Source organism: Herminiimonas sp., from assembly GCF_030655415.1.
On record NZ_JAURVN010000004.1, the window covers coordinates 563,373 to 583,032 of the forward strand.

Here is a 19,660-nt window from a genome sequence, read left to right on the forward strand (position 1 = left end):
ACTTTTGGGATGATTTCTGATCGCTATTCACGGATGGCTCATCTATTCTCGCAACTCAGGTCGCAAACACAATTTGCCAAAGAGTAAATACGCGGCATGCGATATCAACCAGCAGCTTGGCAATTCTGCAAGCCGCCTTAAATAAGGAAAACGATATGTACAGCAATCACGACGAGATCAACAATCCATATTTCCTGACGCACGTTCGCCCTATTCCGGATGCCTTTAAATTCCAGGCTGATGACCAGGATAATAACGATAATGCATCGACCGAGTTGGAAGAAGATGCAGATCCTGCGCATATCACCACAGTTCCATTCAGCACGACCAAGGTCGGCTCGTTTCAATAAAATTATTTAAGTCGGATCAGCTTTGCGCCTTATAGCCTCGCTATAAACCTAGTTACTACCTTAGTAGCTAGATTGCGCAAAACTGATCCCCACTCTGCTTCACACTCTTCCGTAAATTTTCCCACCGTCGTTTTTGCATCATCGCAAAAGCTGATGCTGCATTCCCTCATTAAACAGAACGCAATTTTTCATCACGATCTTGTTCCCTCACGAGGGTGCCAGCACGCGCTTAAATAAACATTCCGCCTGACACTTCTATGCGCTGTGCGTTGACCCAACGACTACCATCTGACAGCAGAGCTACAATCGCACCACCGATATCATCAGGCAGGCCGACGCGGCCCAATGCAGTCATGGCCGCGATGTGCCCGTTGATTTGCGCGTTGTCACGCACGGCGCCGCCACGGAAATCTGTTTCGATCGCGCCTGGTGCCAGTGTATTGACGACAATACCGCGTGCGCCAAACTCTTTTGCCATATAACGTGTCATCACTTCGACCCCGCCTTTCATCATTGCGTAAGCGGCATAATCAGGAAAGCTAAAGCGCGTCAGGCCAGTCGATATGTTGACGATGCGGCCGCCATCCGCGATCACGGGTAACAGTTTTTGCGTCAGGAAAAACGGCCCTTTCAAATGGATATTCATCAACTGATCGAACTGCTCTTCCGTTGTCTCCGCAATGCTGGCGCCCAGACCGATGCCTGCGTTATTCACCAAATAGTCGAAGTCTTCCGCATTGAATTTGGTATGCAAGACATCTTTCAGCGCGGTGACAAAAGACCCAAACGACCCGCTATTGCCTACGTCAAGTTTTAACATTGCAGCACGTCCGCCCTTGCTTTCGATCTCCTTGATCAAGGCATCTGCCTCCACCGTATTGCTGTGATACGTGCCGATGATGGCGACGCCTTGTGCGGCAAGATGCAGTGCCGTATTTTTACCCAGACCGCGGCTTGCTCCGGTGATGATGGCGATTTTCTGTGTCATGTCATTTCCTCTTTGGTTAATGGATGAACGAAGTATATTGTTCGGCCAATTGCAGATAAATAGCAATAATATGAATATACTGTTCGGACTAAACAAACCAATAGATCGCCATGGCAGCTAACAAATTTGACCTTTTAAGAAGCTTTGTACGCGTAACTGAAGTCGGCAGTTTTACCCAGGCAGCTAGCAGTCTTGGCTTGCAAAAGGCCAGCGTTTCTGAGCATGTGCGAGCGCTGGAAGAACTGGTTGGCGCGCGACTTTTACACCGCACGACGCGCAAGGTTCAACCCACGCATGACGGCATTGCACTGTTCGAACGTTGCAAGGATTTGTTATCCGATATGGATGATTTGGAGGGCATGTTTCGCCGTGATGGCGCTGCATTGACGGGACGTTTGCGGGTGGATATGCCGACCGCGGTGGCGCATAAAGTCGTCATGCCGCATCTGGCAGAATTTGTAGCGCAGTACCCGCACGTACAAATCGAGATCAGCAGCGCCGACAGGCGTGTCGATGTCGTGCGCGAAGGATTTGATTGTGTGTTGCGCGTTGGCGATACCGTTGATCCTTCTCTGATTGCGCGCAAGTTGGGCGCGTTTCAGATGGTCAATTGCGCCAGCCCGGCCTACCTGAAGCAATATGGCACACCTCAATCGCTGGAAGATTTAGCTTCGCATCAACTCGTGCATTACACGCCGGTACTCGGTATGCGTTCATCTGGTTTTGAATACGTTGTCGATGGCAAAACCATCGCGATCGCGATGTCAGGCGCCGTCAGCGTAAACAATATCGAAGCCTACGAAGCAGCGTGTTTAGGTGGATTAGGGATCGTACAGTCGCCGCTATCCGGCTTGCGCGATCATATTAAGCAAGGTCGGCTGGTCAGCATCTTGCCGCAATATCTGCCAGCGCCCATGACAGTCTCACTGCTCTATTCACATCGACGTCATCTGCCGCAACGCGTGCGGATTTTTATGGATTGGCTGGCCGACTTGATGGAACGGCATTATCCGTTCCAATAAAAAAGAGAACGATAAAAGAATAAGATTCGTCGCTCTCTTTTTATTCTTTGCTTGATTTAAATCTACTTATCGAATCAGACTTTCACGCGCTGCTGAACTGATCGCTACCACCGCAGGATGCGACAACTGGCGCTCTACCGAGATAGCATAAAACTGTTCGGTGACCAAAGTCGTGCGACCAATTTCGGTTACGCCATATTGCTTCTTGATTTGCTCCGCCACCGCCGATGGTGCGGCAAAAATACCTTTGCCCGCTGCGCCGAAAGCTTGCAGCAACGCGCCATCGTCAAATTCACCAATGATGCGTGGACGGACTTTTTCTTTTTCAAACCAGCGTATCAAACGCGGTCTGACTGCTGCATCTTCACCCGGCATCAAGAAAGGTGCTCCATCCAGACTTTTCGGAAAACCCTTCTCGTATTCTTTCGCCAGTTCATCCGTTGCAAAGAAAGTCACGCCGCACTCGCCCAGCAAATGGTTATAGCCGCGCACATCGATATTCGCAGGCATCGGGCTATCGGCAATCACAATATCCAATCTGTGCACCGCCAAATCGGCCAGCAGGCTGGTCAACTTGCCTTCGCGACAAACGATACGCAAGGACTCGGGCAATTCCATCGCCGGCTCCAGCAGCAGATACGCAATTGCTTTTGGCACCGCATCAGCTACACCAACTCTGAATTGCAAAGGCCATCCGCCCGGACGGAAACGCAAAACCTCTTGCAACTCTTCGCCCAGCGTAAAAATTTCATCCGCATAACCCAACACCACGCGCCCGGCATCGTTGAGCTCAAGACGTCGACCAACACGGTTGAATAATTTGTATCCGAGCACATCTTCAAACAAGGTGATCTGACCGCTGATGGTTTGCGGCGTAAGATGCAAACGCTCGCTGGCGCGGCCTATGCCCCCTGCTTTGGCAACCACCCAAAAATAATGCAAATGCTTGTAATTCATTGTGCTCATGGCGTTTTTATACTCAGTTTTTACGAACCAAAAATTGATTATATTCGAATTTTCAATAGAATAAAAAGCCTGTACATTTAAACTGCCTCATATTGGAACACGGTAAATAAAACCAGACAAAGTAGAACTGCAGACGCATAAATGCATCTTACTTTGCGTGACCAGCATGATGGCAGTACACACACACTTGAGGAGTAGCTAACATGAACCCAGTTGACCAACTACGCAGTTCCCCACAAACGGCAGGTTTCTCGACGTCCGTTCTATCGACCAACAAGGTCATTCGCAATACGTATTTATTGCTTTCCCTGACCTTGCTGTTCAGCGCGATGACAGCCGGTGCCACGATGGCGTTGAATCTGCCACCACCTGGTTTCATCATCACGATGGTTGGCTATTTCGGCTTGCTGTTCCTGACTAATAAATTCCGCAATCAGGGCTTGGGCATCGCTTGCGTGTTCGCACTGACAGGCTTCATGGGTTACACCATCGGACCTTTGTTGAATATGTATCTTGGCTTGCCGAATGGTGGTCAGACTGTAATGATGGCGTTCGGCGCAACCGCTGCAATCTTCATCGCGCTGTCGGCTTACGCACTCACTAGCCGCAAGAACTTCAACTACATGGGCGGCTTTTTGACAGCCGGCATTCTGGTTGCATTTTTGGCTTCGCTGGGCGCTTACTTCTTTGAAATCCAGGCCTTGTCGCTGGCGGTTTCTGCTGCGTTCGTGCTGCTGATGTCGGGTCTGATCCTGTACGAAACCAGTGAAATCATCCACGGTGGAGAAACCAATTATGTGATGGCGACCGTCACCTTGTTCGTGGCGATTTTCAATCTGTTCGTCAGCCTGTTGCAATTGCTGGGCTTCGTGAATAGCAACGACTAAGCACTAGTTGAAAACCGGCCAAGCTAGGTCGGATTGTTTCCCTGATGTTCTTATGACGTTCAAGTAAGCTCCGCGCCATCTTCGGATGGCGCGTCTACATCCAAGGCGCAAACATGAAATGCCCAATCTGTACCGATATGCATCTTATTATGTCCGATCGGCATGGAATTGAAATCGATTACTGCCCGCTATGTCGCGGCGTCTGGCTGGATAGAGGCGAGTTCGACAAATTGATAGAGCGTTCCGCCACGGCATTGGTAGGTGATGCCCCACCTAAACAAAACGGCGATGGAAAACAGAAGTTGCATGGCTACAGCAAAGAAGGGTACGGCCAGAAAAATAAAAAGGATTTAATAGGCGAGTTATTCGACTATTAATCTCTGAATTCTCATGCAATAGATGCAAAATGGCCGCAAACTCAACAAGTTGCGGCCGTTTTAATTTGAGGCATTCGCACTACTTTACTGCATTTAGATCTCCGTCTTCTCTCTCATTTTCCCTTAGCAACACCGCCCTTACATCCAATGAAATCTCGTTGAAAGGTGCATTTGCAGGTGCTTACGCCAGCTTGAACTTCCCATTTCACTTGAAAACTTTAGCCCTGCAAACCTTCAGCGAATGCTTTAAAGTAGCGAACGTCCGGCCGCAAGCGCCACTTTTTCTGTATCAACCATGCGGAAAAAGAATCAAAACGTAAGGGAAAAACAATGACTACAGCAAAAGAAGCACTGGAACGTCTGCGCGAAGGTAACCGCCGTTTCGTCGCCGATACCCGTAACGATGAAAATCAATCTGCGCTCGCGCGCCGCAAAGAAGTGGCGGATGGACAAGAGCCATTTGCGATTATTCTCGGTTGCTCAGACTCACGCGTACCGGCAGAAATGGTGTTTGATCAGGGCTTAGGCGACTTGTTTGTGATTCGCGTCGCCGGCAATATCGTGGCACCGTCGCAAGTTGGTAGCGTCGAATTCGCAGCGGCTCAGTTCAAGACAAAATTGGTAGTTGTACTTGGGCATTCGAAATGTGGTGCGATTGTGGCGACACTGGAAGAATTAAAGCGACCGAATGAAAATCAATCGCGCAATTTGAAATCCATCGTTGATCGTATTCGCCCATCTGTAGAAACCTTGCTCGAAACAGATTTGAAACATGACCACGATGCATTGGTACACCAATCAATACGTGCGAATATTCGAGCGTCCGCTAATCACTTGCGTCATGGCTCCGAGTTGCTCGAAAACCTGATTCAAAATGAAGGCTTGCTGGTGGTTGGTGCCGAGTATTCGCTGGAAACCGGCGCTGTAGAATTTTTTGATGGCCTACCGAGCAATAGCTGAAACACCAAGCCGGCCTTGCTCAAGGCCGGCTCTTCTTAAGCACTCACAATCATCTTCACGCTCATTAAAGCGAACTGCTGGAATCAATATTCCAGACTAATCGTAATCGAACCAAAGCTCTGCGCATCCTTCTGCTGACGGAATTCCTTGCTACGCAAAACCTGCGCATAAGTTATTTTCCCGCCGGCCCATTGGTAGGCGATACCGGCTGACACATCACCGACAAAGTATTCCTTGGCGACGCTATGGCTATCCGAGAAGGTATTTCCGTCGAGGAAAATATTGTGCGCGACAGCGCGTGCATCTACTGCGACAAAAGTATGGATGCCACCGCCGGACAATCGTCGCGTCGCATTGATAGGTAAGGGCGCGTTGCTGTCGCTGGCCGGACGAATCGGCGAAGTACCAAAATCATCAGGTAAAAAAGTCCCGAGGCGCATCTCAAAACCGGCGTTCAGATACGTCTTCACATTGCCCAGGCTGAAACCATAGTGCGTGATCGCATCGAACTTCGGACCATCGGCCTTGTTAATCACCAGCACCTTGTTTTTTCTTTCCTTCACAAACTGAATCCCCAACTCATCATTGAGTTGATTGTCCCAGCCGTTGAAGCGATCAATCCCGCGCCAGTCGTGAATCGTGTTCTGTGTTTGTCGAGCCAATGACGCAGGGCCAACCACACCGACATCAATCTCGACCGTATCCATGACGTTTGCGGTCCGCGCATTGTAGGCAAAGCCCATGTACAACCAACCCGCATAAGGCCGGTCATCCTTGATCAGATCAGTGCGATATTTATCAGTAGGTGTGTACATGGACTGGCCAAAACTGATGACCATATTGCGCGAGTCAAACGCACCTGGTTGCAAGGCTTGAGAAAAACGATTCAGCTGCCGTACCCATTTTGGCAAGCACGGATCATTGATGTAATCCGCCAGATTCGCCGAAACCCACGACAGCTTTATACCGTTGGTGTAATTATTATCGGTGCCGGCAAACAGATCGTTCTCGTAATAGAGATTGAATACCTCGGGATAATTTTTAAGTTCACGTATGCCCGGCTTGGCGGCACAGGTGTCCTCGATAGGCTGCTTGCTTAGCTCTGCTTTCAGATCACCAATCGCCTCCTCTGCGAATGCGCCAGCACTCAGCATCAGGCAGGATAGCGATAAAGAAAAGAGTATCGAGTTTTTATGTGAAAGACGAGCTATCGGCATTGAGAGAACTTTGAAATCATTTTTATATAAATCGGATCGAACGCAAATATCGCTGCGCTGTCCACTCCCTGACTACTTGTATTACTTTGTTACTACTTTGCTTTTAATTTACTCTGCTGCACATTAATTTCAGTTTATATGCTGATCTATGCGCTGGCGCACATAAACTGCACGTAAGCCAATAATATGTCGGTCGGCGTTGTTTGTTTTGCACGCGTTCTGCACGTTACACTAGACCATCCAACCATTTTCAGGATCGCCAGATGAAATCTCGTCATTCATTGATCGCACTGCTCGCTGTATGCGTACTCGCCAGCGGCTGTGCAAAAAAACTCAAATCAGACAACTTGCCCGCCCTCTCCGGCAATGTCAGCGGCACCGTTGCTTACCGTGAACGCATCGCCTTGCCGCCAGATGCAAAAGTGATCGTCAATCTGGAAGACGTGACCCGCAGCGGCAAAAGCGGCAGCTTTGTCGCCCAACAAAACATACGTCCCAGCACCCAAGTCCCTATCGCCTTCAACTTGCGCTACATCCCGGAAGCGATCGATCGCAGCCATCGCTACGCCATCACGGCATCCATACTGGATAGTCAAGACGGCGTGATCTGGGCCACCGAAGAGCCCGTTGCGATCTCGTTCAACGAGCCAGAAAAACCGATCGCCATCCTGCTGCAACGTGCCATCAATCCGAATGCCATCGCACCGCCTGCTGTTAATACCGGTATGGCATTCAAATGTGATGAACTGGAATTTATTGCAAAATTTGCTGCCAACCAAGTGCAAATTCTATTGGCTGGCAGAACCCTGACATTGCCGCATGTGGTCTCAGGTTCCGGTGCGCGTTACAGCGATGGCAACAATACTTTCTGGAACAAAGGCAACACCGCGCTACTTGAACTCAATGGTGTCAGCTACACAGGCTGCAAAACTGATCCGCTGCCTGCCAAATAAAAATTCTCAGCTGCGTTGCCATACGAGTAAGCGATTATTCGCTGGCAACGCATGATCGGCCAGCATGACAAAACCATGTTGCGCCGCCAGTTTCTGCATTGCTTCGATATCACGTATCCCCATATGCGCCGCTTGCGCGCGCAAGCTTGCATCGAATTGCGCATTCCCCGCACTCGTGAATTGGCCGTCGTAATTGAACGGGCCATACACACATAATTTCCCGCCTGAATGCAGCACGCGGGCAAGGCCAGCAAACATCCGCTCGACTTCGCTCCACGCCATGATGTGACAAGTGTTCGCCGTGAATACGGCATCGATACCTGTATCGAGCACCTCAGTTTCCCAAGCGGCTTTCGACATATCCAACACGATAGGCGGCAAAACATTGGTCAGTTCTGCCTCTTGCAACCACGCCAGTATGCTGGGATGACTTTGCGGCAAGTCGCCGGTTTGCCATATCAATTGCGGCAAAGCCGCGCCAAAGAAAACGGCGTGCTGGCCAGTGCCGCTACCGATTTCGAGTACATGTTTGCGATCCGCGAATACTTCGTTCAAGGTCTCAAGTATTGGCTCACGATTGCGCTCGCACGCGGTGGAAAATTGTTTGTTCATTTCGACATTTTAAGGAGTTACTGGATTAGCGTTGTGCGGCGAGCTGATTTGCCATAGGCCGCTGCGTTGCAAACAAAAACCTCGCTTCTCCGATGCGCTCAAACGCTTCATTGCATACTCCGCTTTTGATGCAGTCGAGCGATCGGGATATTCAACAATCGCCAGCAAGCGTCTGGGTGGTCGCGAACGCGTATAGCGCGCGCCCTTGCCTTTTTGATGGGCTGCATAGCGTGCATGTACATCGACCGCAATGCCGGTGTAGATGCTGCCATCCTTGCATTCGATCAAATAAAGAAACCAGGTCATGCTCACTCAACTTTCAGGCTGAAGTTTTCTTCTATATCACTTCGTTTATCTAGTTCGCTATACTGCAGCGACATCACCTTACCTGAATGCACCGCATATGAAAAATGTGATCGATACTCGCAATCATCATCCCATCCGCGTGCTTTTCGTATGCGCCATTGCATTACTACTCATTGTTGCGAGCAATTTTGCGATTGCAGCTGAGCCAGTGCTGGAATTAGCCTTTATCAAGCAACGTCAAAAACTGGCACGACTCGATTTGCTAAGACACCCAGACGTACGCACTATCAGCATTCCGGCCGACGTTAGCTATAAACGGAAAATGGAATACCGCGCGCTACCGCTGAAATCGATCTTGCGCAATCTGCATGGCATCAGCACCGTGCAATTCAAATCCGAAGATGGCTTTGTCGCCAACATCCCGGTAGAACTATTGTCTGGTGCGTCTGAACCATGGCTGGCGATTGAACCAGCTAATGCACCTTGGCCGGAATTGAAACCCGGCGGTCGCGGTGCAGGCGCATTTTATCTGGTCTGGATCGCGCCGGAGAAAAGCAATATCACACCAGAATTCTGGCCGTATCAAATTGCCGTCATCAGTGAAATTGCCTCATTGCCGGAACGTTATCCGCAGATTCTGCCGGATGCTTCATTGAAAAAAGACAGTGCAGAATATCGCGGCATGCAAGCCTACATCACGCACTGTGCAAGCTGTCATCAGATCAATGGTGGTGGCGATGCAAAGTTGGGGCCGGACTTGAATCTGCCGTTTAATCCGACTGAATATTTTCAGGAAGATTTTTTACGCAAGTACATACGTGATCCGGCTGCGGTGCGCCAGTGGCCGCAATTAACGATGCCGGGATTTACAGAAGCAGTGATGAATGATGCTCAGCTGGATGACTTGCTGGCGTACTTGCGTCACATGGCGCAACGCAAGCAGTTGGCGACTGACGCCAAACTTGATTAAGTTGCGTCAGCCGTAATCGTTGCCGAAGACTCATTAGTAAAAAAGCGCGACTGCATTTCTTCCAGACCGAGAGTTTGCAAAACTTCCTGCAAGCGTTCTGACGGGCGTTTGCGCGGCAAGTCCTTGTAAGTGGCGATGATCAATTCATTCTTCATCGAATGTTCCCAACCCACCAGTTCAGTCACATTGACTTGGTAGCCATGCGCTTCGAGCTGCAAGCAACGCAAGACATTGGTGACTTGGCTACCAAACTCACGCGTATGCAAAGGATGGCGCCAGATTTCGGTCAATGCATTTTTTGCCAGCGTCTTGCCTTTATTTTTTTTCAAAACCGACGCGACTTCTGCCTGACAGCAAGGTACCAGCACGATGAACTTCGCCTTCTTCTCAAGCGCAAAATGAATCGCGTCATCGGTTGCAGTATTGCAAGCGTGCAGTGCAGTCACGACATCGATTTTTTTCGGCAGCAGATCGGAGGTAATTGAATCGGCAACCGACAAATTCAAAAATGACATGCCGGGGAAATCCAGTTTCTTCGCCAGCGCTTCTGATTTTTGTACCAGCTCATCGCGCGTTTCTATGCCGTAGATGCGCGACTGATCCTTGCGCTCCTTGAAGAACAGGTCGTACAGAATGAAGCCTAAATAAGATTTACCAGCGCCGTGATCGGCCAACGTAATGTCGGGATGATCGTTTTGAATTTCCTGCAGCAAAGGTTCGATGAACTGATACAGGTGATAAACCTGCTTGAGCTTGCGGCGGCTGTCCTGATTCAACTTGCCATCACGCGTCAGGATGTGCAGTTCTTTCAACAGCTCAATGGACTGTCCCGGACGGATATCGTGCGCTTGCGCACTTTCATTCTTGCTGTTCTGGCTCATGATGCTAACTTTGGTGGTCTGATGTGCCGCTCACTATAGGGACTTTGCCGCAGTCCGGCAATACCAGTTAGCCATGCTTGCAAGAACGAACACCCACTACGACAGGTACGCAATCTCTACGATCAAGGACAAATACTGATAAGCTTGCGCACTGGCGTTGGCACTCGTGTTGCTAGTTGGAATTCTACTTTTCCGCGCCTGCGCAACAGGCTGTAGCACACTCGCATATAACGCTGTCGCGTGTCTCCCCTCACGTTTCCATCATTAATATAGTGCCGAACAGAATTATCTTTTATACAAAACAGGTATGGCTCACTATGCCTGTTGCCCTGCTTCTCTTGGTTCTGTCTTACTGCATGTTACCAATGCAGGCACAGGCAGAAGCTCCTGCATATAGAGTTGCGATTGATGGCGCAGGCGGACTCACATCCTTCCTTAACGACAACCTTGATATCAGCCGTCGGCAATCTTCCACTGAATTAAGCGAAGACGAAGTGCAGCGACTGGTCGGCATCGCTCCGCAGCAAATCCGTTCTCTATTGGCAACCGAAGGTTATTTCTCAAGCACAGTCAAGCATGAACTTGATAGAGAATCCAGCCCATGGGTAGCGCGATTTACCGTGGTACTCGGCCCTAGAACTTTAGTCGAATCAGTCACCATCACCTTCAAGGGCGATATCCTCGCTGCGCATCCGCAACGGGTAGAACGCCTGAAGCAAAGATGGCTGTTACAGGCAGGCGGTATCTTCCAGCAAAAAGCCTGGGATGACGCCAAAAGTGATTTGCTGAAAGCTTTGCTGATACGCGATTATCCGACCGCAGCAATTACACAAAGTAGCGCACGCATAGAACCGGACACCGCCACTGCTGTGCTAACAGTGGAAGTTGATTCCGGACCTGGTTTTACGTTCGGCGAATTGCAAATCGAAGGCTTGCAACGCTATCAGCGCAGCATGATTGACGAGTTGAATCCCATCAAACCGGGCGAGCCTTACTCGCAAGAGAAACTTAACGAACTGCAAGCACGTGTGCAAAACACCGGCTATTTCAAATCGGTCTTTGCGACGGTCGAGATGGATGCAAGCAAGCCTGTCGCGGTACCGATACGACTCGACTTAACTGAAAACGAACGCAAGCGTCTCTCGCTGGGCGTAGGATTTTCGACTGACTCCGGTGCACGCGGCCAGATCAAATGGCTGGATCGTAACTTCCTTGATCGTAACTGGCGTCTGGAATCAAACCTGCGCATCGATCGCGACACGCGTGTAATCGGTTCCGATGTTTATCTGCAACCGATCAGCAATGGTTGGCGGCCAAGTGTCGGAGCACATTATGAATACACAAATAGCGCCGGCGAAATCAATAACAAACTCTTAAGCAGCGCGCGTCTGACCAGTCCCGATACCAACGATGAAAAAGTCTGGGCGCTCTCCTTCTACGCAGATCGCCAACGCATAGGCGAAGATTTTTCCAATAATCGTGAAGCACTGATAGGTTCATTCATCTATACACGACGTCGGGTTAATAATTTAATCCTGCCGTCGCGCGGCTATGTCGCATCGATAGAACTAGGCGCGGGACCGGCGGGTGTGATCAACAAGAAAAGTCTTGCGCGCGTGGTCGGTCGCGCCACTTATCTTTCGCCGTATTACGACAAGCGCTGGCAAGCAGTATTACGCGGTCAAGTCGGTCAAGTATTTGGCGCTGATCGCACTACAGTGCCTGGCGATTTGCTATTCCGCACCGGTGGCGATCAAACCGTACGCGGCTATAGTTACAACACCTTGGGCGTTGCGCAAAATGGCGCCATCGTAGGCGGCACCGTTACCGCTGTCGTCAGTGCCGAACTGGTTTACCGCATCACGCCGGAATGGGGCGCAGCCTTGTTTACCGATGCCGGCAATGCTGCCGATTCGTGGAGCGACTTCAAATTAAAGCAAGGTAGCGGCGTCGGTGCGCGCTGGCGCAGTCCTATCGGTCAAGTCAATCTCGATCTCGCTTACGGTCACGAAACCAAAGAACCGCGTCTTCATTTTTCCATCGGCTATGGCTTCTGACGATACGCAAAATTCGCCATCAGGCGCAAAAAAAATCAGCAGCCGCAAACGCCGTCTGTGGTTGCCGCTGTGCGCTGCAGTCTTGCTGGTATTGATTGCTGCATCGGCGTGGATAACCTCCAGCGAACGCGGCGCACGCACGCTGCTCTCGTTCGCGGCCAATATGTCTGGCGACGTGGTGCAAGCGGATGGTGTTAATGGCCAACTCAATGAGACCTTGCGTATTCAGCGTCTGACGCTGACGTTAAAAAATCAAACCATCGTGCTGGACGATCTTGCACTGGAACTCAAACTTGCAGAACTGCTCAAGGGGAAACTACACGTCACTTCTTTATTGATAGGCAAACTCGGCATCGTCAGCAAGATAGATCAAAGCAAGGACGCATCGGTACTTCCAGAAAGCATCAGCTTGCCTTTGCGTGTACAGGTCGATAGCGTGCAGGTTGCAGGCGGTGAAATCGCATGGGGCCCGCTCAACGTCATCACACTCGGTGCTTTCGCATTTAATATGGATTTCGATGGTCAGCGTTATCTGTTGAATCTCGATCGCTTCAGTGCGCGCTCACGCTCCGCTGGCAATACATTTTCCGGCGACCTCAATGGCAAGGCCACGCTATCTGTCACCAAACCATATCCACTGCAGGCAACGCTTTCCACCGATAGCGAAACCACGATGGGCGCGCGCACCATAGCGGCAAAAGGCAAACTGGATTTGCAAGGGTCGTTGGCCGATCTGATCGCCAACATCAACGTACGTATAGACCAAGCCAGCGTAAGTGGACAAGCTGCGCTTCATCCTTTCGGTGAACAAGTGCTGGGGCCAACTAGCATCACCGCGCGTCGTGTCGATCTTGCTTTGCTGGTGGAAGGTTTACCGACAACCGCATTGGATCTCGATTTGAATGCGGATGCAGATGGCAAGGGTAGCCTCAAAGTTAACAACGCGGCGGCAGGGTTATACAACGATGCACGCCTCCCCTTACATCGCCTGGATGTTGATTTTTCGCAGCACGATGGCAGCTTCGTTTTCAATCGCATCGTGGCAGCATTAGGCAGCAAGCAAAGTCCGGCCGGAACAATTGAAGGCAAAGGCAGCTTTGCGAATGGCGCACTGCTGATGGCTTTAAGTACCAAGGCGCTGGATCTGAAAAAGATCGATCAACGCACACGCACCAGTAATCTCGCAGGTAGCCTCGATATCAAGCACGCGGATGGCAAGCAGGATTTCACACTCGCCTTGCGCGAGCCGCGCAAAAATAATCCTTTGATACTGAATGCGCACGCAAGCATTGCCGACAATGCGGCAGTCATCGACAAGGCCGAACTACGCGCAGGTAGCAGCGCAATCGATCTATCGGCAAAATTTGCGTTGGCCGGTACCCAAGCCTTCGACATCAAAGGTGTAATCCGCTCATTCAATCCATCTGATCTCGGCAATTTTTCGCAACTGCCAGCCTTGCATTTGAATGGAGAATTTTCTGCCAATGGCAAACGTCAACCAACGCTGGAAGCCGACGCATCCTTCCGCATAGACAAAAGCCAACTGGCGGGCAATCCATTAACCGGCGAAGGCCAATTGCAATTACGTGCAGATACTTTGCTGCTACTAAAACTATCGCTGATCGCTGGTAGTAATCGCGTGTCGGCAAATGGCAAGCTTGCGGAAAAAGATTCGCGCATTATTTTTAAAGTCGATGCACCAGCGATGGAACAGTTAGGAAGTGGCTTTGGCGGAGCATTACAAGTCAATGGCGAAATACGCGGCAGCGTGCAACAGCCCGTCGTCACCGCAAACTGGAGCGGCCAGCGCATCCGTACGCCTGGCTCGACTCAAATAGCCGCTATGCAAGGCAAACTGGAACTCGCACTCAATCGCAAACCTGATGCGGCATTCATCAGCGTCGTGAATCTTGAGGGTGACGCGCAGGGCCTGAATACCGGCTCGCAACAATTGAAAAAGCTCACAGCACGTGCGCAGTACGGCGCGCAAAGCAATGCGCCATTAAGTATAGAAATAAATGGTGAAGGGGTCAGCGGCAAGCAGCTAGTTGCAGAAAATTTCCGCATCAATGTAACTGGCACCAGCGCACAACATTTAATGACTGCATCGCTGCTTGAGCAAGATCAGAATTGGTCAATGACGGCAGCGGGCGGTTTGCAAAACATGGCACGCGATCCTGGCTGGCAGGGCAACATCAACACGCTGGAAGCCAAAGGGGAACTGAATATCAAACTTGCTGCACCAGCGCCTTTGCAAGTCTCGCAACGGCAGGTGCAACTGGATCAATTCCGTCTCGCATTCGGTAATGGCTTGATCGCGATCGAACAGTTTGTACGCAACCAACGTGGCGTCAGTACGCGTGGCCGTATTGAGAAACTGCCGGTCGCTGAACTGCTACGCTATGTCAAACCCGAAGCGCCTTTCAATACGGATTTGACGCTGGCAGGCGAATGGAATCTTCAGCTCGGCGATCGCGTAAACGGCAGTTTTGCACTGCGCCGCGAAAGTGGTGATGTCGCCATTCTCAGCAATGCGCCGGTCAAACTCGGACTGTCGACACTGGTAATAGGCGGCACTGCAGACAAGGGCCGCATCGCTTTGAGCTTGCAAGCTGACGGCAGTCAGGTCGGGAATATAGCTGGCAGTTTGAATACCGTAATCGGCGGTGGCGAGGGACGTTTTTCCATCGCACCAAGCGCGCCCTTCAACGGCAGCGCACGCATCAATACGGCAACACTCGCCTGGCTAGGTCCGCTGGTTTCGCCGACGCTGGTCACGGAAGGTAATTTGCGCGGCGACCTGGCAGTGAGCGGCAGCTTCGTCAGGCCGCAATTTTCCGGCACCATCGCGGCCGATCAATTGCGTTTATTGTTTACCGATACCGGTGTCGATCTCAAACAGGGCACGCTGCGCAGCGAGTTCCGTGGCGATCAACTCGTCATTAGTCAGCTGGCGTTCCAAAATGGTGGCGGCACTTTATCGATTACCGGCCCGCTCAGTATGGTGCGCGAACAACTGGCGCTGGAACTCGCAGTCAAGGCCACACGCTACACGCTGATAGATCGATCAGACCGCAAACTCGTCATCAGCGGCGACGCCGTGGTCGGTTGGCGCGAAGGCAGCGCCAAGGCCAATGGAAAATTCGTGGTGGATTCCGGCCTGTTCGATATCGGCTCATCAGATACTCCGCAGTTATCAGATGATGTCGTCATCGTCGGACAAAGCGATAAACAAGGTACCAAGACGGCGATCGCACTCGACCTCGCCATCAGCCTGGGCAATGGCATACGCGTGCAGGGACGCGGGCTGAACGCAATGCTGGTGGGCGATATCAGCCTGCTCGCCAGCGCCAACGATGCCTTGCGTGCACAAGGCACGCTACGCGTCGCCTCCGGCACTTTCAAGGCCTACGGTCGTGAACTGGCAATCGAACAAGGACTATTACGTTTCAGCGGACCGCTGAATAATCCTGCGCTCGACATTCTCGCAATGCGACGCGGGCAAGAAGTCGAAGCCGGCGTCTCAGTGCGCGGCACTGTCCTCGCACCTCGCATCACGCTGGTGTCAGAACCGACAGTCGCCGATGCTGAAAAACTTTCCTGGCTGGTACTCGGACGCGGCCTGTCCGGTGCTGGCGACAGTGATATCAGCGCCTTGCAAAGCGCCGCCAGTTCATTGCTGACGCAAGGTGCTGCGGCAGGTTTGCAATCGCAAATTGCCACCGCTTTCGGCCTCGATGATTTTAGTATCGGTACTAGCGACAGTAATTTGCAAGAACGCATCGTCACATTAGGCAAAAAGATTTCAGCGCGCCTGTATGTCAGCTACAAGCAAAGTCTGGAAAGCGCCGGTAGCGTATTGTTGCTGCGCTATACCTTGACGCCGCGCCTGACTGTGGAAGCGGAAGCAGGAACCAGCAGCGCCTTGTCGCTGCTATACAATTTTGCGTTTGATTAAATTTTAAGCAACATTTTCTATCTGCAACTGAAGACTATTCTTTGTCATATAGCGTACAAATCTCTCAGGCAACATGCGGTATGCTAATAGGGAAAATCTAAAATGTGAAAGTAAGACGCAGCGGCCTTTTCGCTGATTTTATTTTTTACACACCACCATAACAATATTGGAGAGGCAGATGCCGACTACCATGAATAATCTCGATAACAAATTCTCTGCATCGGCTTCCAAATCTGCAGTACACCGCATCGTCGTAGTCGGTGGCGGTGCTGGCGGCCTAGAACTGGTCACGGCGCTTGGTAACAAACTAGGCAAAACCGGCAAGATCAGCGTCACGCTGGTCGACCGTTCATCTACCCATATCTGGAAGCCCCTGCTGCATGAAGTCGCGGCTGGCAGCATGGATGCGAATACCCATCAACTTGAATATGCCGCGCAAGCGCGCTGGCATCGCTTCGTGTTTCAGCAAGGCGAATTGCGCGGGCTGGATCGCGCGCGCAAAGTGATCACCATCGCCAGCTTGCTGGATGACGACGGCATGGAACTCTTGCCGCAACGCGAGATTGCCTACGACACGCTGATACTGGCAATAGGCAGTATCACCAATTTCTTCAACGTACCAGGCGCAGAAAAAAATGCGATTGCCGTCGATACCTTGAGTCAGGCTGAACACTTCCGCCGCCGCATGATCGGTCTGTGCATGCGCGCTGAACATGCGATAGATACCCACGAAGGTCAGGCGCATCCTAAGCTGAATGTCGCGATCATCGGCGCTGGCGCGACCGGCGTCGAGTTATCTGCCGAGTTGCGTAATACCGCGGAAGTTTTAGGCGCCTATGGACTGCATCACCTCGATCCGCTGCGCGATATTCGTATCACCGTGATCGAAGCCGGGCCGCGTATTCTTTCCGGCTTACCAGAACCGATATCGATCAAGACTACAGGTCTGCTGAACAAGTTAGGCATCGATGTCATGACCGATGCGAAGGTGTCTGAAGTGCAAGCGCATTCCGTCATATTCGCAAACGGCAATAGCATTCCAGCAGACTTGACTGTTTGGGCAGCAGGCATACGTGCGCCAGCAATTTTGGCGGAGCTTGGCTTGCCGGTAAATCGTCTTGGACAGATCGTTGTGCAGCGCACTTTGCAAACAGAAATCGATGCGGATATTTTTGCCTTCGGTGATTGCGCTGCCTGCCCTTGGCCAGAGAAAAACAGTACTGTTCCACCGCGCGCGCAAGCCGCACATCAACAAGCGAGTTTTCTTTTCAATGCATTGAAGAAACGCCTTGATGGCCAAGCCTTGCCTGAATTTGAATATCGCGATCTGGGTTCGCTGGTATCGCTGGGACGCTTCGATGCAGTCGGTAATTTGATGGGGCCGTTGATAGGCAGCACACTGTTTATCGAAGGCATCATGGCGCGCCTGCTCTATATATCGCTGTATCGTATGCATCTGGTCGCGCTACATGGTTACGTGCGCACTGCTGCTGATACGCTGGGACATTGGCTGCAACGCAAGACTTCGCCGCGCGTTAAATTGCATTAAGACTCATCTATTGATTCATGCACTAAACGAGCATTAAAAATATTGTGTATATGGGCATCAGAAAAAAGTGCGCGACTTTTTTCTGAAACTGCTGCTACACTTTCCGCAGTCAAATTTATAAAACGGTATCTCCGTTCAGTGTTCCTTTAATTAACAAAGTCTTTTCGCTGCAGGAGTTCAACGATGCATAACATGCATCAGAGCACTGCAAAACCGGATAACACTTGCACTACAGCATGTGAATTGCCCGGCACAATCCGCGAACGAAGCTGATAGAACAATCCGGGCACTCTGCTGTGCAGTGTCACCAAAAGTGGCCAGACAGCCTGCATCAACAATATGCGTGATCAATTAATTTGAGACGCTTTATTTTTAAATTGCCGGGAATAGCATGACATCACATAGTTTTTTTCCGAATATGCCGCACGCACTGAATGTGCTGACTGCAACCGGCCTGCTGCTGATAGCCGGCGTACTGGGTGCGCGTCTTTTGCGCCGCATATTTCCACAAGCGCCAGCCATCACTGCATATGTATTGACCGGGCTGTTGATAGGTCCATCAGCGCTCAACTTGATCGATGTCGCCTTGCTGAGTGAAATCAGTTTGTTGGTCGATCTCGCACTTGGTCTCGTGCTGTTTGAACTAGGACGTCGTGTCGATTACAAATGGCTGCTGCGTGAAAGAGGTTTGCTGATTACTGGCGTTGCGCTCAGCACCACCACCTTCATCGCCCTCTTCATCTTGCTCACGCAATTCGGCGTGACCAAACTGGTTGCCAGCATGGTGGCTGCGCTCGGCATGGCAACTTCGCCTGCAGTGATTTTGAATGTGGTACGTGAGGTCAAGGCCGAAGGTCAACTCACAGAGCGCATGTTGAATATCGTCGTCATCGGTAATGCGATCGCCTTCGTGGTTTTCTCCATGGGTCTGGCGGCGGTACACGTTGAATATGAAGCCGGTTGGGAAAGTTACATCCTGCATCCACTGTACCTGTTGCTTGGTTCCGCTGCTCTAGGCTGGATAATCAGCCGCCTGTTAGTTTGGATAGGTCAATGGCTGGGCCGTGACAGTCAAGCACAGTTGATCCTCGTGCTGGCACTGATTGCGAGCACGGTCGGCATTGCCGTCATGCTGAATCTTTCTGCGCTGATTGCACTGCTAGTGTTTGGTATCGCCAGCCGTAGTTATGACGCACGTCACGCGATTGTCGAACCAGATCTGAGCCAGTTCAGCGGCTTGTTCTATGTTGCGCTCTTCGTCTTTGCCGGTGCCAAACTAGAGTTATCGCATCTGCTTGATTTGTGGCCCATCGTGCTCGCCTTCATCGCCTTGCGTTTGCTGATCGCAGTCGGCATGACAACTGGACTGGCGCGACTGAATGGCATCGCAGTACGCAAGGGCGCATTGCTCGGACTTGGCTTGGTACCGCTGTCCGGTTTCAACATCATTATGGTGCAACACGCGGTCGGCTACTATCCGCAATTCGGCGCGCAACTCACAGCGCTGGTTGTTTCGATACTCGTGATCCTCGAATTGCTGGGCCCGATTTGCACACGCTATGCGCTGGTCGCATCCGGCGAAGCCAAGAACTGATCAAGGAAATTTT

17 protein-coding genes are annotated in these 19,660 nt (G+C 51.1%); 11 read left to right on the plus strand and 6 right to left on the minus strand.

Features of this window, described 5'->3' with window-relative positions; genetic code table 11:
* The first annotated feature begins 155 nt into the window (after positions 1-155).
* Complete coding sequence (locus Q7T66_RS05325; RefSeq protein ID WP_304932275.1) at positions 156-350, plus strand: hypothetical protein; 195 nt, start codon at positions 156-158, stop codon at positions 348-350.
* A 229-nt stretch (positions 351-579) separates the two neighbouring features.
* Here the strand turns inward: Q7T66_RS05325 and Q7T66_RS05330 are convergent, their stop codons facing one another.
* Positions 580-1,338: an SDR family NAD(P)-dependent oxidoreductase gene (locus tag Q7T66_RS05330; RefSeq protein WP_304932276.1), complete on the minus strand. Its 759-nt coding sequence runs from the start codon at positions 1,336-1,338 to the stop codon at positions 580-582.
* A 110-nt stretch (positions 1,339-1,448) separates the two neighbouring features.
* Between Q7T66_RS05330 and Q7T66_RS05335 the strand changes: the two genes are divergently transcribed.
* Positions 1,449-2,360, plus strand: coding sequence for a LysR family transcriptional regulator (locus Q7T66_RS05335; protein WP_304932278.1), 912 nt, complete (start codon positions 1,449-1,451; stop codon positions 2,358-2,360).
* 66 nt (positions 2,361-2,426) lie between these two features.
* Here the strand turns inward: Q7T66_RS05335 and nhaR are convergent, their stop codons facing one another.
* Positions 2,427-3,326, minus strand: a complete 900-nt coding sequence (gene nhaR / locus Q7T66_RS05340; RefSeq protein WP_304932279.1) for a transcriptional activator NhaR — start codon at positions 3,324-3,326, stop codon at positions 2,427-2,429.
* 203 nt (positions 3,327-3,529) lie between these two features.
* On the opposite strand from nhaR, the gene Q7T66_RS05345 reads away from it, so the two are divergent.
* The 3 genes from Q7T66_RS05345 to Q7T66_RS05355 all read left to right on the plus strand — a co-directional run bounded on the left by Q7T66_RS05345 (position 3,530) and on the right by Q7T66_RS05355 (position 5,550).
* On the plus strand, positions 3,530-4,213 hold the full coding sequence (locus Q7T66_RS05345) for a Bax inhibitor-1/YccA family protein (protein ID WP_304932280.1): 684 nt from the start codon (positions 3,530-3,532) through the stop codon (positions 4,211-4,213).
* A gap of 113 nt (positions 4,214-4,326) precedes the next feature.
* Positions 4,327-4,590, plus strand: coding sequence for a zf-TFIIB domain-containing protein (locus Q7T66_RS05350; RefSeq protein ID WP_304932281.1), 264 nt, complete (start codon positions 4,327-4,329; stop codon positions 4,588-4,590).
* 330 nt (positions 4,591-4,920) lie between these two features.
* On the plus strand, positions 4,921-5,550 hold the full coding sequence (locus Q7T66_RS05355; RefSeq protein ID WP_304932282.1) for a carbonic anhydrase: 630 nt from the start codon (positions 4,921-4,923) through the stop codon (positions 5,548-5,550).
* Between the two features lie 83 nt (positions 5,551-5,633).
* Here the strand turns inward: Q7T66_RS05355 and Q7T66_RS05360 are convergent, their stop codons facing one another.
* Positions 5,634-6,704: a lipid A deacylase LpxR family protein gene (locus tag Q7T66_RS05360; RefSeq protein ID WP_304932283.1), complete on the minus strand. Its 1,071-nt coding sequence runs from the start codon at positions 6,702-6,704 to the stop codon at positions 5,634-5,636.
* A 326-nt stretch (positions 6,705-7,030) separates the two neighbouring features.
* Here Q7T66_RS05360 and Q7T66_RS05365 point away from each other — a divergent pair, with 326 nt between their 5' ends.
* Positions 7,031-7,720, plus strand: coding sequence for a YbaY family lipoprotein (locus Q7T66_RS05365; RefSeq protein ID WP_304932284.1), 690 nt, complete (start codon positions 7,031-7,033; stop codon positions 7,718-7,720).
* A 6-nt stretch (positions 7,721-7,726) separates the two neighbouring features.
* On the opposite strand, the gene Q7T66_RS05370 is transcribed toward Q7T66_RS05365, so the two are convergent.
* Both Q7T66_RS05370 and Q7T66_RS05375 read right to left on the minus strand, forming a co-directional pair.
* A complete protein-coding gene (locus Q7T66_RS05370) occupies positions 7,727-8,332 on the minus strand; it encodes a DUF938 domain-containing protein (RefSeq protein WP_304932285.1) in 606 nt (201 codons plus the stop codon).
* Positions 8,333-8,341: 9 nt separating this feature from the next.
* Positions 8,342-8,638: a GIY-YIG nuclease family protein gene (locus Q7T66_RS05375; protein ID WP_304932286.1), complete on the minus strand. Its 297-nt coding sequence runs from the start codon at positions 8,636-8,638 to the stop codon at positions 8,342-8,344.
* Positions 8,639-8,735: 97 nt separating this feature from the next.
* On the opposite strand from Q7T66_RS05375, the gene Q7T66_RS05380 reads away from it, so the two are divergent.
* On the plus strand, positions 8,736-9,608 hold the full coding sequence (locus tag Q7T66_RS05380) for a cytochrome c (protein ID WP_304932287.1): 873 nt from the start codon (positions 8,736-8,738) through the stop codon (positions 9,606-9,608).
* Here the strand turns inward: Q7T66_RS05380 and Q7T66_RS05385 are convergent.
* Positions 9,605-10,489, minus strand: a complete 885-nt coding sequence (locus Q7T66_RS05385) for an SAM-dependent methyltransferase (RefSeq protein ID WP_304932289.1) — start codon at positions 10,487-10,489, stop codon at positions 9,605-9,607. The two genes, Q7T66_RS05380 and Q7T66_RS05385, sit on opposite strands and share 4 nt — an antisense overlap.
* A 365-nt stretch (positions 10,490-10,854) precedes the next feature.
* On the opposite strand from Q7T66_RS05385, the gene Q7T66_RS05390 reads away from it, so the two are divergent.
* The 4 genes from Q7T66_RS05390 (at position 10,855) to Q7T66_RS05405 (ending at position 19,647) form a co-directional block, all read left to right on the plus strand.
* Entirely contained in the window at positions 10,855-12,546 is a 1,692-nt protein-coding gene (locus Q7T66_RS05390; RefSeq protein WP_304932290.1) for an autotransporter assembly complex family protein, read from the plus strand.
* Positions 12,536-16,504: a translocation/assembly module TamB domain-containing protein gene (locus tag Q7T66_RS05395; protein WP_304932291.1), complete on the plus strand. Its 3,969-nt coding sequence runs from the start codon at positions 12,536-12,538 to the stop codon at positions 16,502-16,504. Before Q7T66_RS05390 ends, Q7T66_RS05395 begins: the two co-directional genes overlap by 11 nt.
* A gap of 190 nt (positions 16,505-16,694) precedes the next feature.
* On the plus strand, positions 16,695-18,053 hold the full coding sequence (locus Q7T66_RS05400) for an NAD(P)/FAD-dependent oxidoreductase (RefSeq protein ID WP_304932331.1): 1,359 nt from the start codon (positions 16,695-16,697) through the stop codon (positions 18,051-18,053).
* 391 nt (positions 18,054-18,444) lie between these two features.
* Complete coding sequence (locus Q7T66_RS05405) at positions 18,445-19,647, plus strand: cation:proton antiporter (RefSeq protein ID WP_304932292.1); 1,203 nt, start codon at positions 18,445-18,447, stop codon at positions 19,645-19,647.
* Positions 19,648-19,660 lie beyond the last annotated feature (13 nt).

What these genes read in the sequence shown, in the direction of transcription:
- Q7T66_RS05325 (WP_304932275.1), top strand. Translation starts at nt 156, where the DNA reads ATGTACAGCAATCACGACGAGATCAACAATCCATATTTCCTGACGCAC.
- Q7T66_RS05330 (WP_304932276.1), bottom strand. Translation starts at nt 1,338, where the DNA reads ATGACACAGAAAATCGCCATCATCACCGGAGCAAGCCGCGGTCTGGGT.
- Q7T66_RS05335 (WP_304932278.1), top strand. Translation starts at nt 1,449, where the DNA reads ATGGCAGCTAACAAATTTGACCTTTTAAGAAGCTTTGTACGCGTAACT.
- nhaR (WP_304932279.1), bottom strand. Translation starts at nt 3,326, where the DNA reads ATGAGCACAATGAATTACAAGCATTTGCATTATTTTTGGGTGGTTGCC.
- Q7T66_RS05345 (WP_304932280.1), top strand. Translation starts at nt 3,530, where the DNA reads ATGAACCCAGTTGACCAACTACGCAGTTCCCCACAAACGGCAGGTTTC.
- Q7T66_RS05350 (WP_304932281.1), top strand. Translation starts at nt 4,327, where the DNA reads ATGAAATGCCCAATCTGTACCGATATGCATCTTATTATGTCCGATCGG.
- Q7T66_RS05355 (WP_304932282.1), top strand. Translation starts at nt 4,921, where the DNA reads ATGACTACAGCAAAAGAAGCACTGGAACGTCTGCGCGAAGGTAACCGC.
- Q7T66_RS05360 (WP_304932283.1), bottom strand. Translation starts at nt 6,704, where the DNA reads ATGCTGAGTGCTGGCGCATTCGCAGAGGAGGCGATTGGTGATCTGAAA.
- Q7T66_RS05365 (WP_304932284.1), top strand. Translation starts at nt 7,031, where the DNA reads ATGAAATCTCGTCATTCATTGATCGCACTGCTCGCTGTATGCGTACTC.
- Q7T66_RS05370 (WP_304932285.1), bottom strand. Translation starts at nt 8,332, where the DNA reads ATGAACAAACAATTTTCCACCGCGTGCGAGCGCAATCGTGAGCCAATA.
- Q7T66_RS05375 (WP_304932286.1), bottom strand. Translation starts at nt 8,638, where the DNA reads ATGACCTGGTTTCTTTATTTGATCGAATGCAAGGATGGCAGCATCTAC.
- Q7T66_RS05380 (WP_304932287.1), top strand. Translation starts at nt 8,736, where the DNA reads ATGAAAAATGTGATCGATACTCGCAATCATCATCCCATCCGCGTGCTT.
- Q7T66_RS05385 (WP_304932289.1), bottom strand. Translation starts at nt 10,489, where the DNA reads ATGAGCCAGAACAGCAAGAATGAAAGTGCGCAAGCGCACGATATCCGT.
- Q7T66_RS05390 (WP_304932290.1), top strand. Translation starts at nt 10,855, where the DNA reads ATGCAGGCACAGGCAGAAGCTCCTGCATATAGAGTTGCGATTGATGGC.
- Q7T66_RS05395 (WP_304932291.1), top strand. Translation starts at nt 12,536, where the DNA reads ATGGCTTCTGACGATACGCAAAATTCGCCATCAGGCGCAAAAAAAATC.
- Q7T66_RS05400 (WP_304932331.1), top strand. Translation starts at nt 16,695, where the DNA reads ATGAATAATCTCGATAACAAATTCTCTGCATCGGCTTCCAAATCTGCA.
- Q7T66_RS05405 (WP_304932292.1), top strand. Translation starts at nt 18,445, where the DNA reads ATGACATCACATAGTTTTTTTCCGAATATGCCGCACGCACTGAATGTG.